Annotated in this window: 17 protein-coding genes; 12 read left to right on the top strand and 5 right to left on the bottom strand. The window is 64.3% G+C overall.

Annotated elements, in window-relative coordinates:
• Positions 1–83 precede the first annotated feature (83 nt).
• A complete protein-coding gene (locus tag QJT82_RS33800) occupies positions 84–1,460 on the bottom strand; it encodes a polysaccharide deacetylase family protein (protein ID WP_028343387.1) in 1,377 nt (458 codons plus the stop codon).
• 96 nt (positions 1,461–1,556) lie between these two features.
• Positions 1,557–2,372: a polysaccharide deacetylase family protein gene (locus QJT82_RS33795; RefSeq protein ID WP_051448069.1), complete on the bottom strand. Its 816-nt coding sequence runs from the start codon at positions 2,370–2,372 to the stop codon at positions 1,557–1,559.
• An 84-nt stretch (positions 2,373–2,456) separates the two neighbouring features.
• Between QJT82_RS33795 and mgtE the strand changes: the two genes are divergently transcribed.
• On the top strand, positions 2,457–3,878 hold the full coding sequence (gene mgtE, locus QJT82_RS33790) for a magnesium transporter (protein WP_028343386.1): 1,422 nt from the start codon (positions 2,457–2,459) through the stop codon (positions 3,876–3,878).
• A 126-nt stretch (positions 3,879–4,004) separates the two neighbouring features.
• Positions 4,005–4,325: a helix-turn-helix domain-containing protein gene (locus QJT82_RS33785; protein WP_028343385.1), complete on the top strand. Its 321-nt coding sequence runs from the start codon at positions 4,005–4,007 to the stop codon at positions 4,323–4,325.
• A gap of 705 nt (positions 4,326–5,030) precedes the next feature.
• On the opposite strand, the gene QJT82_RS33780 is transcribed toward QJT82_RS33785, so the two are convergent.
• Entirely contained in the window at positions 5,031–5,978 is a 948-nt protein-coding gene (locus tag QJT82_RS33780) for a helix-turn-helix domain-containing protein (RefSeq protein WP_028343384.1), read from the bottom strand.
• Between the two features lie 242 nt (positions 5,979–6,220).
• Between QJT82_RS33780 and QJT82_RS33775 the strand changes: the two genes are divergently transcribed.
• Complete coding sequence (locus QJT82_RS33775) at positions 6,221–7,465, top strand: acyl-CoA dehydrogenase family protein (RefSeq protein ID WP_028343383.1); 1,245 nt, start codon at positions 6,221–6,223, stop codon at positions 7,463–7,465.
• A 258-nt stretch (positions 7,466–7,723) separates the two neighbouring features.
• On the opposite strand, the gene QJT82_RS33770 is transcribed toward QJT82_RS33775, so the two are convergent.
• A complete protein-coding gene (locus QJT82_RS33770) occupies positions 7,724–8,251 on the bottom strand; it encodes a DUF6428 family protein (protein ID WP_028343382.1) in 528 nt (175 codons plus the stop codon).
• Between the two features lie 49 nt (positions 8,252–8,300).
• Between QJT82_RS33770 and QJT82_RS33765 the strand changes: the two genes are divergently transcribed.
• The 4 genes from QJT82_RS33765 to QJT82_RS33750 are packed head-to-tail and all read left to right on the top strand — an operon-like array spanning position 8,301 to position 10,931.
• Positions 8,301–8,660, top strand: coding sequence for a metalloregulator ArsR/SmtB family transcription factor (locus tag QJT82_RS33765; RefSeq protein ID WP_028343381.1), 360 nt, complete (start codon positions 8,301–8,303; stop codon positions 8,658–8,660).
• Positions 8,660–9,346, top strand: coding sequence for an MIP/aquaporin family protein (locus QJT82_RS33760; protein ID WP_035632698.1), 687 nt, complete (start codon positions 8,660–8,662; stop codon positions 9,344–9,346). Before QJT82_RS33765 ends, QJT82_RS33760 begins: the two co-directional genes overlap by 1 nt.
• Positions 9,343–9,768, top strand: a complete 426-nt coding sequence (arsC, locus tag QJT82_RS33755; RefSeq protein WP_028343379.1) for an arsenate reductase (glutaredoxin) — start codon at positions 9,343–9,345, stop codon at positions 9,766–9,768. The genes QJT82_RS33760 and arsC overlap by 4 nt, the downstream gene beginning before the upstream one ends.
• Entirely contained in the window at positions 9,765–10,931 is a 1,167-nt protein-coding gene (locus tag QJT82_RS33750) for an MFS transporter (RefSeq protein ID WP_028343378.1), read from the top strand. The genes arsC and QJT82_RS33750 overlap by 4 nt, the downstream gene beginning before the upstream one ends.
• Here QJT82_RS33750 and QJT82_RS33745 read toward each other — a convergent pair.
• Positions 10,900–11,808 carry a LysR substrate-binding domain-containing protein gene (locus QJT82_RS33745; RefSeq protein WP_035632696.1) on the bottom strand — a complete coding sequence of 303 codons (909 nt, stop codon included), beginning with the start codon at positions 11,806–11,808 and terminating at the stop codon, positions 10,900–10,902. The genes QJT82_RS33750 and QJT82_RS33745 overlap by 32 nt on opposite strands.
• A gap of 80 nt (positions 11,809–11,888) precedes the next feature.
• Between QJT82_RS33745 and psrA the strand changes: the two genes are divergently transcribed.
• From psrA to QJT82_RS33720, 5 genes are all read left to right on the top strand, one after another.
• Positions 11,889–13,019, top strand: a complete 1,131-nt coding sequence (gene psrA, locus QJT82_RS33740; RefSeq protein ID WP_028343376.1) for an iron-containing alcohol dehydrogenase PsrA — start codon at positions 11,889–11,891, stop codon at positions 13,017–13,019.
• A gap of 28 nt (positions 13,020–13,047) precedes the next feature.
• Complete coding sequence (gene phnA / locus QJT82_RS33735; RefSeq protein WP_035632694.1) at positions 13,048–14,292, top strand: phosphonoacetate hydrolase; 1,245 nt, start codon at positions 13,048–13,050, stop codon at positions 14,290–14,292.
• Positions 14,293–14,318: 26 nt separating this feature from the next.
• A complete protein-coding gene (gene phnY / locus QJT82_RS33730) occupies positions 14,319–15,767 on the top strand; it encodes a phosphonoacetaldehyde dehydrogenase (RefSeq protein WP_028343375.1) in 1,449 nt (482 codons plus the stop codon).
• An 84-nt stretch (positions 15,768–15,851) separates the two neighbouring features.
• Complete coding sequence (locus QJT82_RS33725) at positions 15,852–17,168, top strand: MFS transporter (protein ID WP_080686905.1); 1,317 nt, start codon at positions 15,852–15,854, stop codon at positions 17,166–17,168.
• Between the two features lie 375 nt (positions 17,169–17,543).
• A complete protein-coding gene (locus tag QJT82_RS33720; protein WP_028336433.1) occupies positions 17,544–18,848 on the top strand; it encodes an MFS transporter in 1,305 nt (434 codons plus the stop codon).
• The last annotated feature ends 26 nt before the right edge of the window (positions 18,849–18,874 follow it).

The following is an 18,874-nucleotide window of genomic DNA, read 5'->3' as shown; positions in this document are numbered from 1 at the left end:
CCATCGAGCGCTTCTGCCGCTACAATGCCCCGCCAAAACACGACGCGATGTTGCGAACTTCTGGTTCAGGACACTAGATCCCGTCAATCAGGCACGCGCCTGCCAGCCGACGCCTCGGCGCGCGGCGCGCGCCTCTTCACATTATTGGCGACGTGGACTGAAGCATTCTCCGCGGCCGGCGGCGCGACATGCAAGGGTGCGCCGTGGGCTCTGCCGTGCGCCGCGCTGGGCGCCTGATGCGCAGCCTGCTTCGGATGCCTGGCCTGGCGCGCGGAGAACGCCTGCGCGCGCGATACGCCAACGCCAACGGTCGCGCGCCGCGCGAGGCGGCGATCGGCCGCCGTTCGGGCTGCGAGCAGGGTCCGGTCGAGCGCTTCGGGAACGCGGAACACGTCGGACGCCGGGACCGGCAATGTCGAGACCGATGCGAACCGCGCAAGCTGCGGCTGCGGCCACAACGTGCGGACGGGCATCGCGACCCGGGCGCGCTGTGCGTGGTCGAGGATGTCGGCATCGCGCCAATCCATGTCGGCAAGCACCGGGGCAGGCAGCGTCCGCGTCGCGGTGAAGACGAAATTCGGAATCCTGGGCCAGCGCGTGGTCGCCACCGTCTCGGTCGGCGGATGCAGGTACCATTGCTGCGGCTGGGTCGGCGTCGCCGGGCGATCGGGCGTTGCGGGCACGACATGAACGATCCGGTAGCCGCGCTCCTTCAACGTGTTGAGGATGCGCGGCAGCGCCGCAACGGTGCGCGGCTGGATGTCGTGCAGCAGCAGGATGCCCTTGCGCTTGGCTTCGATCCGTTGGATCGCGAGGTCATAGACCCGCTGCGGCGAGATGTGGCGCCAGTCGTCCGCGGGGAAGTCGGCGCTCCAGACCTGGATGCCCTGTGACGCCAGATAGGCCTCCGGGATCTCGGCGCGCATCAGGCCGGGAATCCGAAAGAACGGCGCGAGCTTGCTCTTGTCGCCATTGAGCGCGGCGAGCGTCGAGGCGATGCCGTCGTCGACCTCCTGCCGCACCTTCTCGAGCGGCATCTTGTTCATCGTCAGCGGATGGTTCTGGCTGTGCGTGCCGACGGTATGTCCGGCCGCGATCAGCTTGCGCACGCCCTCTGGATTGAACCGGGCCTGGGACCCGATGGTGAAGAAGGTCGCCTTGACGCACTGGCTGGCGAGAATGGCCAGCACCTGGTTGCTGTACTTCGGCAGCGGTCCGTCGTCGAAGGTCAGTACCACTTCGTGATCGGCGAGCGGCAAGGTCTCCGGATACTGCATGGTGCCGATCCGGGGATGCTCTTTGGGATCGACGACGAGGGTCCGCGAGGTGCCGAGTGCGTTGGGGTTAGCGCAGTCTGCGGCGAGGGCAGCGTACGGCGTCATCAAGCCGCAGCCCAGCAGCGCCGCGCGGACCACGGTCTGCGACCGCTTCCGGATCATCACCAGGACGTTTGCAATCATCGAATCTCGGCCGCATTCCAAACGCACTAACGAATCCTTAGGTGCGGCGCGATGAATGCCGCCTTAACGGTCTGTAATCCACCTTGGGTCCCGGGTTCAATGTGTCCGGTCGGACACGGTTTTCATCGCCGGCGGGACGATGTGGACGACGTGGTAATTATGCTCCTGCAGGTACCTCAAGAAGGCGGGCAGCATCTCGGCTGTCCGCATTTGCGGGTCATGCAGCAGGATAATTCCCTTGCGGTGGCCTTCGAGCCGCCCGGTGAGCAGCTTGAGTTCCTCCTCGGGGGTCATCTTGTTCCAATCGCTGGCCCAGAAATCGGCTCCGAACACCGCGATACCGCGCTTTTCGAGGTGGTCCAGCAGGGCGGGTGTCGATTCGAAATAGGGGAACCGGAAGAACGGCGTGCTCGGGACCGTGCTTGCGGTGCCGCGCAGGGCCGTCTGGACCGCTTCGATTCCCCGGTTGATGTTCGCCTCGGCCTGATCCGTCGGCATCTTGTTGAGATGCGGATGGTCCCAGCTGTGATAGCCGATGGAGTGGCCGAGGCGCGCGATCTTGCGGACCATATCGGGATGATCGGCCGCGTTGCGGCCGACCATGAAGAAGGTTGCCTGCACGCATTCGGCGGCCAGCGCCGTCAGCACCTTGTCGGTGACCCCCGGCGTCGGTCCGTCGTCGAAGGTCAGCACGACCTCGCCATCCCTGAGCGGCAGGGTCTGCGGAAAGCTCTTTAGCCCGACGCGCGGATAGGTCGCAGGGTCGACCTCGAGCACACGTGAGGTGCCGAGCGCGTCCTTGCGCTGGCATTCGGCGGCGTGCGCCGAGCCGCACAGTGCAACAGGCGCGAGCGCGACCAGCGCCGCGAAAGCCTTCTGGAGCGGTCGCGGTGCGCCCGACATCTTTCTCATTGCACTGGCCCCTGCCGATTGGGTAATCCGTTCCGCACTCATCCAACCAGTTTTTCCCCTCCTGTCAAACCGGCGAAACACGGCATGGCCGAGAATTTCGACGCTGCCGAACCCGCCGAGGCCGACCCGCTGGCCCGGATGCCGATGCGGAACGAGGAGGGTGAGCTCCGCGGCGAATTCGTCGCGGCGATCACCCGGGCCATCCACGCCGCCGACCGGCCGCTGCTGTGCGAGGTGGTGGCGGAACTGCACGAGGCCGATCTCGGCGACCTGATCGCGGCGCTGGCGCCGGACGACCGCGTCACCCTGGTCGAGATCACCGGCACCGATTTCGACTTCTCGGCGCTCAACGAGGTCGACGAGACGGTCCGCGAGGAGATCCTCGAGGAACTTGAGCCGGAGACGGTTGCGGAGGGCGTCAGGGAGCTGGAATCCGACGACGCCGTCGAGCTGCTGGAGAGCCTCGACGAGGAGGATCAGGAAGAGATCCTGGAGAAGCTGCCGGCGGCCGAGCGCGAGGACATCGAGCGCAGCCTGCTGTACCCGGAGAATTCCGCCGGCCGGCGGATGCAGACCGAGTTCATCGCGGTCCCGCCGGATTGGAATGTCGGGCAGGCGATCGACTACATGCGCGACACGCCGGACCTGCCGGATCGCTTCTACGAAATCTATGTGGTCGATGCCGACAAGCACCTGCTCGGCGCCGTGCCGCTCGACGTGCTGCTGCGCGCGCGCCGCCCGGTCCCGATCAAGGACCTGATCGACGAAGACCGCCGCCGGGTCTCCGCGCTGGAGGACCAGGAGGAGGTCGCGCGGATGTTCGGCAAGTACAATCTGGTCGCAGCTCCCGTGGTCGACACCATCGACCGGCTGGTAGGCATGATCACCATCGACGACGTCGTCGACGTGATCGAGGAGGAGGCCGACGAGGACTTGAAGGCGCTCGGCGGCGTCACCAGCGACGAAGAGCTGTCCGACACGGTGTGGACCATCGCCCGCGGCCGCTTCAACTGGCTCTTGGTCAATCTCGCCACCGCGTTCCTGGCCTCGTCGGTGCTCGGCCTGTTTGAGGGCCAGCTCGAGAAGATGGTGGCGCTCGCGGTGCTGGCGCCGATCGTGGCGAGCCAAGGCGGCAATGCCGCGACCCAGACCATGACGGTCGCGGTGCGCGCGCTCGCCACCCGCGAGCTCGGCTCCTACAACGCGATGCGCGTGGTGCTGCGCGAGACCATGGTCGGGCTCGTCAACGGCATCGCCTTTGCCGTCATCACCGGCGTCGCCGCGGTGGCCTGGTTCAAGATCCCCGGCCTCGGCATCGTGATCGGGCTTGCGATCATCTGCAATCTGGTGGCCGGCGCGCTCGGCGGCATCCTGATCCCGATGGTGCTGGAACGGGTGCGGGCCGATCCCGCGGTCGCCTCCGGCACTTTCGTCACGACCGTCACCGACGTGGTCGGCTTCTTCTCGTTCCTCGGCATCGCCACGCTGTGGTTCGGCCTCAAGTAACGCGCGCGCGGGCAGGGCGGCGCGTGGTTCGGGCGCGAGCCGCGCCGGGCCGCTTATCGTTAATCCGAACTTAACGCGCTTCATCGATGATGCCGCTATCTCCAAGGGGCCATCACGGGGGCCATCATGCAGCGGTTGCGGCTCAAGGCGGACGGACGGATCGTCGAATTGCGCGACGGGCAGGAAATCCCGCTCGTGCCCGCACATCCCGATCAGGCGGCGATGCAGCCTGCCGCCGCGCAGCCGGCCGTGCGCGATCTGCGCCGCCGGGCCCAGCTCACCCAACTCGAATTCGCCGCCAAGCTCGGCGTGCCCGTGGAAACCATCCGCAACTGGGAGCAGGGCAAGCGCGCGCCGCGCGGACCTGCCCGCGCGCTGCTTGCGGTGATCGCCCATTCGCCGGAGACGGTGTTCGCCGCGCTGTCGAGCGAGCCGACGGCGGCTTGAGCGGGTAGGGCGTCGTTCGCCATCATTGCTGCAATCTCGGTGTCGTCCCTGCGAAAGCAGGCACCCATACTCTGCGGCCCGTGTTGTGAACGGGACTCGCCGTTCGACCGTCCCGCAACAATGGCGATCTGTGGTTATGGGTCCCTGCTTTCGTAGGGACGACGGTGAGTTTGTTGCGCTGGCTGTGAGTCAAACTTCCGCATTCTCGCGGCATGAATTGTCCGAGCTTTGGATTTCGTTTCGCCCTCTCTTGAGCAGAGGGCGCAGGGAAAGCCGGGTGCCGATCGCACCCATGGGCCCCGTGCAAAAGGTAGGAAGCACGGGGGGTAGGACCACAGGTGTAACCGGAAACAACCCGGCTTTCCCTGCGCGATGGGTTACGGCTTATACGTGCTCTCCCCGGCGAGACTGGGCTTTTTTGTCACCGTCTTCGCAACGACGCATTCACGTCCTGCGAAGAGACACCTGCCGCTAGGGCGTCAGGCCTGCACGATTTCACCGTCCGCCTCGGTCACGCGTCGTCGGTCGTGACCTCGGCGTCCACCGCATCTCACCGCAACACTCCTGACGATGCGCAGCGCCCCTCGATCAGGTGAGACGGGTTATTCATACATTGAGTTGCCCTTCGGATAAAGCGAAATATTTTTGCTCCGAGGGCTTGACCCGTCGGGCAACTCAGTGATCGGCAATTCCGACAGCCCACGCTTACCGCTCGTGGAGGTGGATCCGGCGATACTCGGTGGGTGATGCGTCGAACGTTTTCTTGAACAGGCGATTGAAGTAGGAGATGTCGTTGAAGCCGCACGCAAATGCGACTGTAGCAATCGGGCGATCGGGTGTGCGGGACAGTTCGAACGCGCAGCGCTTGAGACGTTTTTCCCGGATGGTCGCGCCGAACGTCGTTCCCGCTGTTTCAAAAAGCCGATGGAGGTAGCGAGGCGTGATGTGGAATCTTCGGCATGCAGCTTCGACCGACAGCGCAGGATTGCTCGAGTTCACATCGATATACCTGAGGATGGAACCCAGAAGCGCCCTTCGTGCGGACGGCTCGGCCGTCTCAACGACCTGAGATGATCCGCCCAATGATAATGCGACCAGCTTCGCAATCATATCCGCGAGTGTCTCTCCAGCTTCCGGAGGAAGCTGCGGCTGCTCGAGAACGGATTGCAGGAAATCCACCGCGAGACGACCTGTTGGGGTCTCTCGCGAGACACGGATTGCCGTCGAGCCCGACGCATTCTTTAAGAGGGGATCAAGTCGCCGCTTGGGGACCCTGAAGGAAAAGATTTCAAGATCAGATCTATAGTCAAGATCGTACGGCTCGGTCGAGTCCACGACATAGAATTCGTGCGGCTTTATCAGGACCTCGCGCCCTCGCTGCTTCGCCAACACATCGCCTTTGATCTGCATGTTCACAAAATAGTATTCGAGCGGCGTCTTTCGAATTTCTTTGGCGCCCCTTATGACACGGTGCTCCTCCGTTAGAAGTCTCGTAACGTTCACATCGGACAGCAGGTTTGCCTCGACGCTGCCCGAAAAGGCGCCTCGGGATTTACGCGTAGGATTGAGTGTTATGAACGCCTGGCACAGCACCTCGCGCCAAAAGCCGAATTGTTGATCAGATGGAAGATCGTGCGTGGTCCAGAACGGCATCGCGTCACTCCGTCGGCAGCAATCCTCACGAAGTCGCAGTCAAACTCAAAGGCTAGTCTCTCCGGTTGCGCGATCAAGTACAAAATTTAGACGGCCGGCGCCCATTCTCTGATTGGCAGGCGATCACGTCCGCAGGGCAGCGGAGACGACACTCCAGGACAACTAAATTGTCACTCGCGTCCAAGACGGGAGTTTCACTTCTTGCTGACATCCGCCCATCAATCAACCTGACGGGGCCTGCCATGAGCATCGAGTTCGCACTTAGTCCGGATCAAGCTGCGCTGCAACGAGGCGCACGCGAGTTTGCGATGACCGTATTGAAGGACGTGCGGCCAACGATCCGGAAGTACGGCAAGCCGGACGAGCGCTTCTACGCGACGCGTCCGTTCCATAAGAAGGCCGTCGAGGCGGGTTTTGTAAAGGGACTTTTCCCAAAGGAGTATGGCGGCACTGACGTTTCAACTCTGGATTTTGCTCTGGCTGCGGAAGAGCTCGCGGCAGTAGACGTCAACGTTCCCAGCACGCTTCTCGGCACCGGGCTTGGGGTTAAGCCAATCATTTTCTTCGGCACTGAAGACCAGAAGAAACGATTTCTTCCCGATTTCGTCGCGGACGGGACACGGCTTGCCGCACTGGCCTTTACCGAGGTGACGGGCGGTGCAAACTTTGATGCGGTTGATCCACGTTTTGGCGTGAGGACCTTCGCCACTCGTGAAGGTGACGAATGGGTCATCAACGGGGAAAAGCACTACACGACCAACGGGACGGGGTGGGACGGAAAGAACTGCCATCTCTATGCTGTCGTCTGCCGAACGAATCCAAACAAGGGCGCCCAGGAATCACTGGCGGTCATTATGGTTCCCGGCAGCGACCCCGGAGTGAGAGTCACCGGATTGCTCGACACGGTCGGACATCGCGCGTCAATTTCGCCGCGGATGAAATTCGAAAATGTCCGAGTGCCGGCCGGCAATATCGTTGGCGAGCCCGGCGACGGCATAAAAATCGTCTCCACCAATTTTGCGTGGACCGCGGCTTTGATCGGTGCAGCGTGCGTCGGGGTCATGCGAGCGGCCTTTGACCATGCGCTCGAGTTCGCGAAAAACGACTCACGCTCCGGACCGCATCCGATCATCGAATATCCAACTGTTGGATACATGCTGGCGGACATGAAGATGAGGATGGAAGCCTGCCGTTACCTGACTTGGAAAGCATGCCAACAGTTCGACCGAACCAAGGGCAAGGAGCACGAGCTTGCTGTCATGACGAAGGTGTTCTGCTCGGAAACCTGCGTCGATGTCGTCTATGATGCCATGCGGGTCGTTGGTGTCGATAGCTACACCGACATGCACCCCCTGGCGGAGCTTATGAACGACGCGATGTGCTTTCCCCTGTATGATGGCGGCAACATGGGAGCCCGTAGGCGTCAGTTGCACGGCATCATCAAGAGCCCGGGCTACGATTCCCGTGCGGCTGCGCGGATCGGCTAGCGGTTCTGGATGCGAAGCGACAGCGAGGCTCCAAGTCTCGCTGTCGAGCTTATACAACGTTCGCTACGAGCGCGTCCGGACGAACGGTGCCGTTGACGGTCCCAATTTCTCAATCGCGCTCTTTTCATCGCGGGGGCTTGCGCTGTCGGGCAAATCAGCGGTGGGCGATTTCCGGCATGAGCCCGCGACCGCGAGCGCCAATCCGGGTGACACTCCCGGTTCCGTCCGGGATTTGTCCGGCAAGCGCTCAGATATCCATCACCCGCAGCACGGCTGTTTGGCTTTCGGTGCGCAGCAGGATTGCTGTTCCTGGATCCATCGGTCGCGCGGTTTGCAGCTCGACGGGCGCGCCGAGAGATAGACGCGGATCGCAGCGTCGCCGGTCTCCATGCGTTCCGCGCGATAGATCTGCATCGGCCGAACACCGTCGCTCACCTCAAATGTCAGCCTGGCTTGCGCGTCGAAGCCGACGGCCTCGTCGACCTTGCGGATGATCGCAAGAAACTTTCCGGCCGGCATGTGACCGCGGTTTTCCTCCTCGATATCCCAGAGCTGAATGAAGGTCTCGCTCCAGCTCTCCGGGTTCGCGCCGCAATCGAGCGCCCTGAATGAACCGGTTCTGACTTCGGTCACGTGGTAGCTGGGGCGGACGTCCCGGCCGTCGTAGCTGAAGATCAGCGGTTTCTCCTTGTGCGCCTCAAGGCTGGAAAGGAGAGCTGCCGATGACAGCTCTTCCACCGGAAGCAGGGCGCCAACGATCGAACGGGTATTGGCAAGCGTGTCCATGGCTGCTATTCTCATTTCAATGATTATTGAATTGTAGGATTATCGAAAGATGGAGGAGCGTCAAGCCCGAACCGCGTTTGCCGCGCTGTCGCAGGAAACGCGGCTGCGGATCGTGCGATTGCTGGTCAAGGCCGGTCCTGAGGGGATGGCCGCGGGGGCGATTGCGGAGGCGGTCGAGGTGTCGCCATCCAACGTGTCGTTCCATCTGAAGGACCTCGAACACGCGGGCATGATCCTGCCGCGCCGCGAGGCGCGCTCGATCATCTACTCGGCGGATTTCACCGGTTTGCGCGACCTCATTGCCTTCCTGATGAAGGATTGCTGCGCGGGCCACCCGGAGATCTGCGCGCCGGCGCTCGCCGCCGCCCAGTGCAAGCCTTCCACGAGCAAAAAGAAGGCGCGTGCCTGATGCGCGATTTCGATCTGCCACGGCGCCTTGTGGCCGAAGGTCTCGGCACGTTGCTTCTGGTCGCGACCGTCGTTGGCTCCGGCATCATGGCAGAAACCCTGACCAAGGACGTGGCGCTGGCGCTGCTCGGCAACACACTACCGACCGGCGCCATCCTGGTGGTGCTGATCACGATCCTTGGACCGATATCCGGCGCGCATTTCAATCCGGCGGTCACGCTGGTGTTCACACTCAAGGGCGAACTCCGCCCGCCGCACGCCGCGCAGTACGTCGCGGCTCAGGTGCTCGGGGGAATCCTGGGTGCGATGGTCGCGCATGCCATGTTCGGCCTGCCGCTCCTGGAGCTCTCCGCCAAGGCGAGGACCGGGTTCCCGCAGTGGTTTGCGGAATTCGTTGCCGCGTTCGGCCTGGTCGCAACGATCATCGGTGGCCTGCGGTTTCGCGAGGCCGCTATCCCGTGGCTGGTCGGGCTCTACATCACGGCCGCCTACTGGTTCACCGCGTCCACGTCTTTCGCCAATCCAGCCGTTGCCATCGCGCGATCATTCACCGATACGTTTTCCGGTATCCGCCCGCAGGACCTGCCTGGATTTATCGTCGCCGAGATTCTGGGGGCGATGGTCGCGCTGGCGCTGATGACGTGGCTCCTGCGGCAGACCGAAACGAAGATGGAAGCAATCCGATGACGATCACGATCTACCACAATCCCGATTGCGGGACGTCGCGCAACACCCTGGCCATGATCCGCCAAAGCGGGGAGGAGCCCGAGATCGTCGAATATCTCAAGAATCCGCCCGCGCGCGACACGCTGATCGCGCTGATCAAGGCCATGGGCACCACGCCCCGCGCGCTGCTCCGCGAGAAAGGCACGCCTTATGCGACGCTCGACCTTGCCAATCCGAAATGGAGCGACGACGAGCTGATCGATTTCATGATCGCGCATCCCATCCTGATCAATCGGCCGATCGTGGTCTCGCCGAAGGGCGTGAAACTGTGCCGGCCGTCCGAGGCCGTGCTCGATCTTCTCGCCGTGGCCGACATCGGCCAGTTCGTCAAGGAAGACGGTGAAGTGGTCCCGCCAAGGACGCCGGGCGCGCGCGCCGGATGAGCCGCCGTGCAGACAACGTCCTGATTGTTGCGCTCGGGACTACGCAAACGCTTGCCTGGGCGTCGAGCTATTATCTGCCCGCCATCCTCGCGGACCCGATCGCGCGAGACCTCGGCATCTCGACCAACTGGCTGTTCGCCGCGTTCTCGATGGCGCTGGTGATCTCCGGGCTGCTCGGTCCGCGCGTCGGCCGCCAGATCGACCGGATGGGCGGACGCGAAGTGCTCTGCGCGTCGAACCTCATTCTGGCGTCGGGGCTGATCCTGCTCGGGCTGTCGCAGGGCGCCGTGCTGATGGCGGTGAGCTGGCTGTTGCTCGGCGTCGGCATGGGCCTCGGCCTGTATGATGCAGCCTTCGCAGCGCTCGGGCGCATTTACGGCAACGCCGCCCGCCGCTCCATCACCGGCATTACATTGATCGCGGGCTTCGCCAGCACGATCGGCTGGCCGCTGAGTGCGTGGGGGCTCGCAACCATCGGCTGGCGCTGGACCTGTTTCGGTTGGGCGGCGGCGCACATCCTGATCTGCTTGCCGCTCAACGGCCTCCTGATCCCCAAGCTGAAGCGGGAGCATCGGATCGCGGCCGACACGCCGAAGCCGCACATCGCCATCGACCGCGCGATGGTGTTGCTCGCCTTTGCCTTCGCCGCCGCCTGGAGCGTGACGTCGGCGATGGCGGTTCATCTGCCGCGAATTCTGGAGTCGCTCGGCGCGACGCAGGCGCAGGCGATCGCGGCGGGCGCACTGATCGGCCCGGCGCAGGTGGCGGCGCGCATTGTCGAAGCGAGCCTGCTGAAGCGCTTCCATCCGCTCTGGTCGGCGCGCCTGGCCTGCATCACACATCCCTTGGGCGCCTGTGTCATCGGCCTGTTCGGCGGTGGCTTCGCGGGGGTGTTCGCGCTGTTGCACGGCGCGGGGAATGGAATCCTGACGATCGCGCGCGGCACGCTGCCGCTGGCGATATTCGGTCCGAAGGATTACGGCTACCGCCTGGGACTCCTCGGCGCGCCGTCGCGACTGTCTCAAGCACTCGCGCCCCTCATATTCGGATTCCTGATCTCGCCGCTCGGCGGCTACACGCTTGCGGTCACATCGGCTCTGAGCTTGGCTGCGCTTCTTGCGCTGTTCGCACTCAAGCCCGGGCCGAAGACCCCCTCGCGGTAGCATCACGACCCTTCATCCGCCGGACCGTGTCGATGAACGCCTTGATGATCGGGGAATGACCGCGCCCGCTGTGATGCGCGATGCTGTACTGGGTCTTGATGGTGCGGTCGCTAATCTCCAGGGCGCGCAGGTTGGGATGCGGCACGAATTCGAAGTCGGCAACGACGCTGATGCCGAGGCCGCGCTCGACCGCCTTCCACACGCCCTCGCGGCTCTCGATCTCGAACACCGGCTCGATGCTGATGCCCTCGGCCTGCATCGTCGCCTCGAACGCGCGCCGCGTGGTCGAGCCGCGCTCGCGCAGCACGATCGGTTGATCTGCCAACTCGCGCAGCCTCACCGACTTGCGCTTGAACCAGGGATGATCGCGGTTGACGAACACGATCACGCGGTGGGTGCGGTAGGGGATCATGGTGACGCGCGGATCCTCCGGCACCTCCGCCAGGATCGCGACGTCGGCCTCGAAGTCGACGATGTGGCGGAAGGTGCGTTCGGAATTGCCGAGCAGGGTCGAGATCTGCACCTCCGGATGATCGCGCTTGAATGCTGCGATGATTTCGGTGGCATGGAACGGCCCGACGGTCGCGACCCGCAGGTGTCCCTTGGTGGCCTTGCCGTGCGCGGCCAACAGGTCGTGCGCCTCGTCGCAGAACGTCATGATGCCGCGGGTGATCTCGACCAGCGCGCTGCCTGCTTCGGTGAGCTCGGTGTGCCGCGGCTTCCGGATCAGAAGCTCGACGCCGTAGCTCTCCTCCAGCTCCTTGACCTGAATGGTCAGCGTCGGCTGACCGACATTGAGCACGCGCGAGGCCGCGGTGAAGCCGCCATGGGTGGCGACCGCATGGAAGGCGCGCAGCTGGCTGAACACTATTGACATAATCAATAGAACGCATCCGTAGAATGAATTTGTCAATAGCATCCGGCGCCGTACCTTCGCGCCAAACGGAGGACGCGCGGATGGACTGGACTTATTCCAACCCGGTGAGGATCGAATTCGGAGCCGACAGCTTCGACAAGCTGCCGGGACTGATCGGCAAGCGCGCCTATGCGCTCGTGACCTATGGCGAGCCGGTCTTCGACGAGCTCGAGCGGCGGCTGCGCGCCGCGGCGGGACCGTCCATCCTGACCATCCGCGACGTCGCGCCCAATCCGGACTACCGCCTGCTCACCGAGCAGACTGCGCGCTTTGCCGGGCTCGCGAGGCAGCCCGACGTGATCGTCGCGCTCGGCGGCGGCTCGGTGATCGACTCCGCAAAGGTGTTCGCGGCCGCCGGCGGCGACTTCGCGACCGTCAAGACCTATCTGGAGACGCAACAGGGCGCCGAGCGTCTCGCGGCGATCCCGATCATCGCGGTGCCGACCACCGCGGGCACCGGCAGCGAGGTGACCTGCTGGGGCACGGTGTGGGACGAGGCCAACGGCAAGAAATATTCGCTGGCGCGTCCGTCGCTTTATCCGACCCATGCGGTGATCGATCCGCGCCTGATGCTAGGCAAGCCGCAGCTTCTCACCATCAGCACCGGGCTCGACGCGCTGTCGCATGCGCTGGAGAGCATCTGGAACGTCAACAACAACCCGGTGTCGGCCAACCACGCGGTGGCCGCGGCGCGCAGCATCCTCGACGTGCTGCCGAAGCTCGCCAACGACCTTGGCAATCTCGAGCTGCGCAGCCGAATGGCGCAGGCGGCGCTGTTCGCAGGCCTGGCATTCTCCAACACCAAGACCGCGATCGCGCATTCGCTGTCCTATCCGATCACGCTGCGGCACGGCGTGCAGCACGGCATTGCCTGCTCGTTCTCGCTGCCGATGGTGCTGCGCAGCGTCAAAGGGGCGGGCGGGCTCTGCGAGGACAGCTTGAAGCAAATCTTCGGCGCCGACCTGGCGCGGGCGGCCGACGATCTCGAGGACTTCATGGCGCGGCTCGGCATCTCCTGCAATCCGGCCGCCTACAGGATCGAGCGCGCCGAATGGCACGCGCTGATCGCGGACTCGCTCGAAGGCGAGCGCGGCCGCAACTTCTTAGGGTCGAAGGAGCGGCTGATCGAGGCAGCGCAGACGCAGCGGATGCCGAGCGCGGTGAACGCGTGACGACGGCGCAGTGACAGGGAGAGGCATCATGCAAGACAATCGTAAGACAATCACCGTCAACGGGCGCCATTACGACGCGCCGACGCGGCCAACCGTCGTGATCTGCCTCGACGGTTCGGAGCCCGGCTATATCGAGCAGGCGATCGAGGCCGGCGTCGCGCCGACCTTCGCGCGCTTCATGAAGGACGGCGCGCATGTTCATGCCGCCAGCGTGATCCCGAGCTTCACCAATCCGAACAACCTCTCGATCATCACCGGGCGCCCGCCCGCGGTGCACGGCATCGCCGGCAACTACTTCTATGACACGGCGAACAACGCCGAAGTCATGATGAACGATCCGAAATTCCTGCGCGCACCGACCATCCTCGCCGGTGTCCATGACGCCGGCTACAAGGTCGCCGCCGTCACCGCCAAGGACAAGCTGCGCACCCTGCTTGCGTACGGTCTGGACTATTCCAGCGGCCGCGCCATCGCGTTCTCGTCGGAGAAGGCCGACCAGGCCACCAAGGCCGCCAACGGCATCGATGATGTGCTCGACTTCGTCGGCCTGCCGCTGCCCGAGGTCTACTCCGCCGATCTGTCGCGCTTCGTGTTCGCGGCCGGCGTCAAGCTGGTCGAGCACTACCGTCCCGATCTGATGTACCTGTCGACCACCGACTACATCCAGCACAAGGTCGGGCTCGGCACCAAGATCGCCAACGACTTCTACGCGATGATCGACGGCCATCTTGCGAAGCTCGATGCGCTCGGCTGCAACATCGTGGCGACCGCCGACCACGGCATGAACGACAAGTTCCTGCCTGACGGCAAGCCCGACGTGATCTACCTCCAGGACGTCATGGACGACTGGACGGGTGCGGGCGCGGCGCGGGTGATCCTGCCGATCACCGATCCCTACGTCGCCCATCACGGCTCGCTCGGCTCGTTCGCGACCATCTACACGCCGGAGGGCGCCAACGTCGACACGCTGCTGTCGCGGCTGCGTGCGACCGGCGGCATCGAGGTCGCGCTGACGCGCAAGGAGGCCTGCGCCAGGTTCGAGCTGCCGCCGGACCGGATCGGCGACATCGTCGTGATCTCGACCAGGCACAAGGTGCTGGGCACCAGCGAGTCCCGTCACGATCTCTCGGGCCTGACCGAGCCGCTGCGCTCGCATGGCGGGCTCACCGAGGAGCGGGTGCCGCTGATCGCCAACCGCAGGATCGCGCTGCCCGCCGGTCACGCCCTGCGCAATTTCGACGCCTTCGACGTCGCGCTCAACCGCATCCAGTGACGCATTCGGACCCCAAGGACAGTGCCATGAACATCCAGAGCCCGGCCGTTCGCCACGAGCAGATGCGGATCGCAGGCAGCCTCGTCGACACCGACGAGCATGTCGAGGTCTTCAATCCCTATACCAACAAGGTGGTTGGCACCGTGCCGGCGGCGCGGCCGGAGCATGTGCGCAGCGCCTTCGCCAGGGCGGCCGCGTTCAAGCCGAAGCTGACGCGCTACGAGCGCCAGCGCATCCTGCTGCGCACCGCCGAGATCCTGGCCGGCCGCAAGGAGGAATTCGCGCGGCTGATCACCGCCGAGTCCGGCCTGTGCTGGAAGGATTCGCTCTACGAGGCGGGCCGCGCCTACGACGTCTATTCCTTTGCCGGCCAGCTCGCGATCAAGGATGACGGCGAGACGTTCTCCTGCGACATCAGCCCGCAGGGCAAGGCGCGCAAGATCTTCACGACGCGCACGCCGTTGCTCGGCGCGATCTCGGCGATCACGCCGTTCAACCATCCGCTCAACATGGTGAGCCACAAGATCGCCCCCGCAATCGCGACCAACAACCGCGTGGTGCTGAAGCCGACCGAGCTGACGCCGCTGACCGCGCTCGCGCTCGCCGACGTGCTGTACGAGGCCGGGCTGCCGCCTGAGATGCTGTCGGTGGTGACCGGTAATCCGCATTCGATGGGCGATGCGATGATCACCGATCCGGACGCCGATCTCGTCACCTTCACCGGCTCGGTCAGGGTCGGCAAGCACATAGCGGCGAAGGCGGGCTACAAGCGCCTGGTGCTCGAGCTCGGCGGCAACGATCCGCTGATCGTGATGGAGGACGCCGACCTCGACAAGGCGGCCGAGCTCGCGGTCACCGGCGCCACCAAGAATTCCGGCCAGCGCTGCACGGCGGTGAAGCGCATCCTCTGCGTCGAGGCTGTCGCCGACGATTTCGCCGCGCTGGTGCTGGAGAAGGCGCGCAAGCTGAAGTGCGGCGACCCGATGGACCCGACGGTCGACGTCGGCACCGTGATCCACGAGGGCGCGGCGAAGGAATTCGAGCGCCGCGTCAATGCCGCCGTCGCCGACGGCGCCGAGCTGCTGCACGGCAACGCTCGCGACGGCGCGCTCTATCCGCCGACCGTGGTCGACCGGATTCCCTACACCAGCGAGCTGGTGATTCAGGAGACCTTCGGCCCGGTGATCCCGATCATCCGCGTGCCCAACGACATCGACAGCGTGATCGGGATCTCGAACGCGACCGCGTTCGGCCTGTCGTCCGGCGTCTGCACCAACCGGCTCGACTACATCACGCGGTTCGTCAACGAGCTCGATGTCGGCACCGTCAATGTCTGGGAAGTGCCGGGCTACCGGATCGAGATGTCGCCGTTCGGCGGGATCAAGGATTCCGGCCTTGGCTACAAGGAAGGCGTGCAGGAGGCGATCAAGAGCTTCACCAACGTCAAGACCTATTCGCTGCCCTGGCCGGCATAGGGACGACCGAACGAGGGCCGCACGCGCGCAACAAGAACAACGCGGCGGCCGACTGCAATCACCAAACAATCAGGGGAGGTCTTAATGTCGATCACGTTCAGTCCGTCGGGCGTCGGCTCGGTCGGAGTGCAGAATCCGGAGCTTGCGACATCGTTCCGCCGCGCGCAGTGGCGGATGCTGTTCGCGGCGATGTTCTGCTATCTGTTCTTCTACACCGGGCGGCAAACCTTCGGCTTCGCCATCCCCGGCATCCAGGCCGAGTTCGGCGTCACCAAGGAGGCGCTGGGCTGGGCCAGCGCGGCGCTGCTCTGGTGCTACGCGGTCGGGCAGGCCATCAACGGCAATCTCGGCGACAAGTTCGGCGGCCGCCGCGTGATGAGCGCCGGCGCGATCCTTTCCTTCATCATGAACTGGGCCACCAGCCTCTCGACCGGCATCGTCAGCCTCACCGTGTTCTGGGGCATCAACGGCTATTTCCAGTCGATGGGATGGGCGCCGGGCAGCCGGCTGCTGTCGAACTGGTGGGGCCGCCACGAGCGCGGCACGGTCTACGGGCTCTATACATTCGCGGCGGGGCTTGCCTCGGTGCTGTCGTTCGTCACCTCGCTGGTCGTGGTCGGCTACTTCCAGCTCGACTGGCGCTGGATTTTCCGCATCCCGGTGGTGCTGCTGCTGCTCGGCGGCATCGCGTTCTATCTGATCGCGCGCGAGAAGCCCGAGGACATGGGCTTTGCCTCGCCGCATGACGAGGCCGACGAGGTCTCGGCGGCGGAAGCCGCGGTCGACGCCAATGAGGGTTCGCTCGCGCGCTACAAGGCGGTGCTGTCGAACTGGCGCCTTTTGGTCGCCGGCGTCGCGATCGGTTTCCAGAACGCGGCGCGCTACGGCCTCTTGGTATGGGTGCCGGTGCACTTCCTCGGCAGTAACTGGGCCAAGGCCGGCGCCGCCTCGGTGATCGATCCGCGCTGGATCAGCATCGCGCTGCCGGTCGGCATGGCGGTCGGCGCGTTCAGCAATGGCTGGGTCTCGGACAAGGTATTCGGTTCGCGCCGCTACCTCGCCATCGTGCTCTACATGGCGCTCGCCGCGGTCACCTCGCTGTGCATGTACGCGATCCCGACCTCGGATGTCGTTCTCGGGATGACGGTGCTGTTCCTGTGCGGCTTCTTCACCTACGGCCCGCAATCCTCGTTCTGGGCGCTGTGCCCGGATCTGGTCGGCCACAAGCGGGCAGGGACCGCAACCGGGGTGATGAACTTCTTCGCCTATCTGTTCGCAGGTCTCGGCGAGCCGATGATCGGCCACTTCATGGACAAGCATAACCAGACCTCGCTGGTGTTCCTGGTGGTCGCCGTCTGCGCGACCTCCAGCGCGGTGGTTGCGGCCTTCATCCGCCGCTGACGAACGATCCCTATCGGCGGCTCACCACAGGTCCGCGCTTCCGACGGGAAGCGCGGACCACTGTTTTTGCAACGAGCAGAACGCCGTTGTGCGTGCGATCGGTGGAGCCGCAACGCGGGGACCAATTGCCTGAAATTGGCTGGCCGAGCGGATGACCTCACGCTCAATCCGTCATCACCGGCTGATCAAAATCAATGCATGAACTACTAAATGATAAGTAATATCAATGTTATGTAAGAAATTGCATGCAGAATACAAAATGTGCTTGTCGGTTTGGCCGCCTTGAAGCAGACTTCGCGCAGGGCAGGAGAGGCCAGCAACCTTCAAGGACGAGGGGCGCGCCAGGGCAAAGCAATCTGTCGGGAGGAGCGAGCAATGAGCGATCAGGTGTCCACCATCGCAATGGCAGATACGGCAAAGCCGAGCGGCGTGCGCTGGAAGATTTTCCTGCTGATGCTGTTCCTGATCTCGATCAACTATATCGATCGCGCCTCGCTCTCGGTCGCGATGCCGGTCATCGCCAAGGAGTTCGATATCGATCCGGCGATGCAGGGCCTGATCCTGAGCTCGTTCTTCTGGACCTACGCGCTGATGCAGGTGCCGGGCGGCATGCTCGCCGATCGCTTCAAGCCGCGCATCGTGATCGCGCTTGCGACGCTGTTCTGGGGCTTCTTCCAGGCGCTGGCGGCGCTGTCCACCAGCTGGATGCTGCTGCTGTTGACCCGGCTCGGGCTCGGCGCGTCGGAAGCGCCGATCTATCCGGCCGGCGGCAAGCTCAACGCGATCTGGATGACCCAGACCGAGCGCGGCCGCGGCGCCACCTTGCTGGACGGCGGCGCGCCGCTTGGTGCGGCGCTCGGCTCGATCGTGATCGCCTGGCTGATGGCGGCGTTCAGCTCCTGGCGCGTCGCCTTCGTCATCGCCGGCGTCGGCACCATGCTGTGCGGGCTGTGGGCCTGGTACTACATCCGCAACGTGCCGCGCGAGCATCCGTCGGTCAATGAAGCCGAGGCGCGCTATCTCGAGGAGGCGCACGCGATCGAGGATGCGGCGACGCCGCCGTCTTCGGGCGCAAGCTGGATGGCGTATTTCCGGTTTCGCTCGGTGTGGTGCATGTGCCTCGGCTGGATGTTCTTCAATACCACGTTCTACGGGCTGCTGACCTGGATGCCGACCTACCTGTTCAAGGTGCACGGCTTCGACATCAAGGCGCTGGGCGGCGCGTCCTTCATCATCTTCTTCGCAGGCTTCGTCGGCGAGCTGGTCGGCGGCTGGATCGGCGATAACTGGCGGGAGCGGGGCGGGTCGCCCAACACCGTGTTCCGCACGCTGTTCGGCATCGCGGCGATCATGGCGACGGTCTCGATCTTCCTCGTCGCCTACGTCACCAACGCGGTTGCGGTCGTGGTGCTGCTGTCGACGACGCTGTTCTTCCTGCGCTGGTGCGGCATGTACTGGGCGATCCCGTCGGCGCTGGCGGGCCGCGGCAAGTCCGGCTTCCTCGGCGGCTGCATGAATCTCGGCGGCAACATCGCCGGCATCACGACGCCGCTGATCGTCGGCTTCATCGTGCAGGCCACCGGCTCCTACTTCCTGGCCCTGATGTATTTCGCCGCCGCGGGCATTGCGCTGTTGATCTGCTCGACCCTGATCGATTACAGCCGCAAGCTCCCGGTCTAAAATCGATGCGGCCGAATCCGCCAAGG

This window comes from Bradyrhizobium sp. Mp19 (assembly GCF_029952935.1).
GTDB classification, from domain to species: Bacteria; Pseudomonadota; Alphaproteobacteria; order Rhizobiales; family Xanthobacteraceae; genus Bradyrhizobium; species Bradyrhizobium elkanii.
Note: the sequence above shows the minus strand (reverse complement) of the source record. Positions and strands in the feature narration are given on the sequence as shown.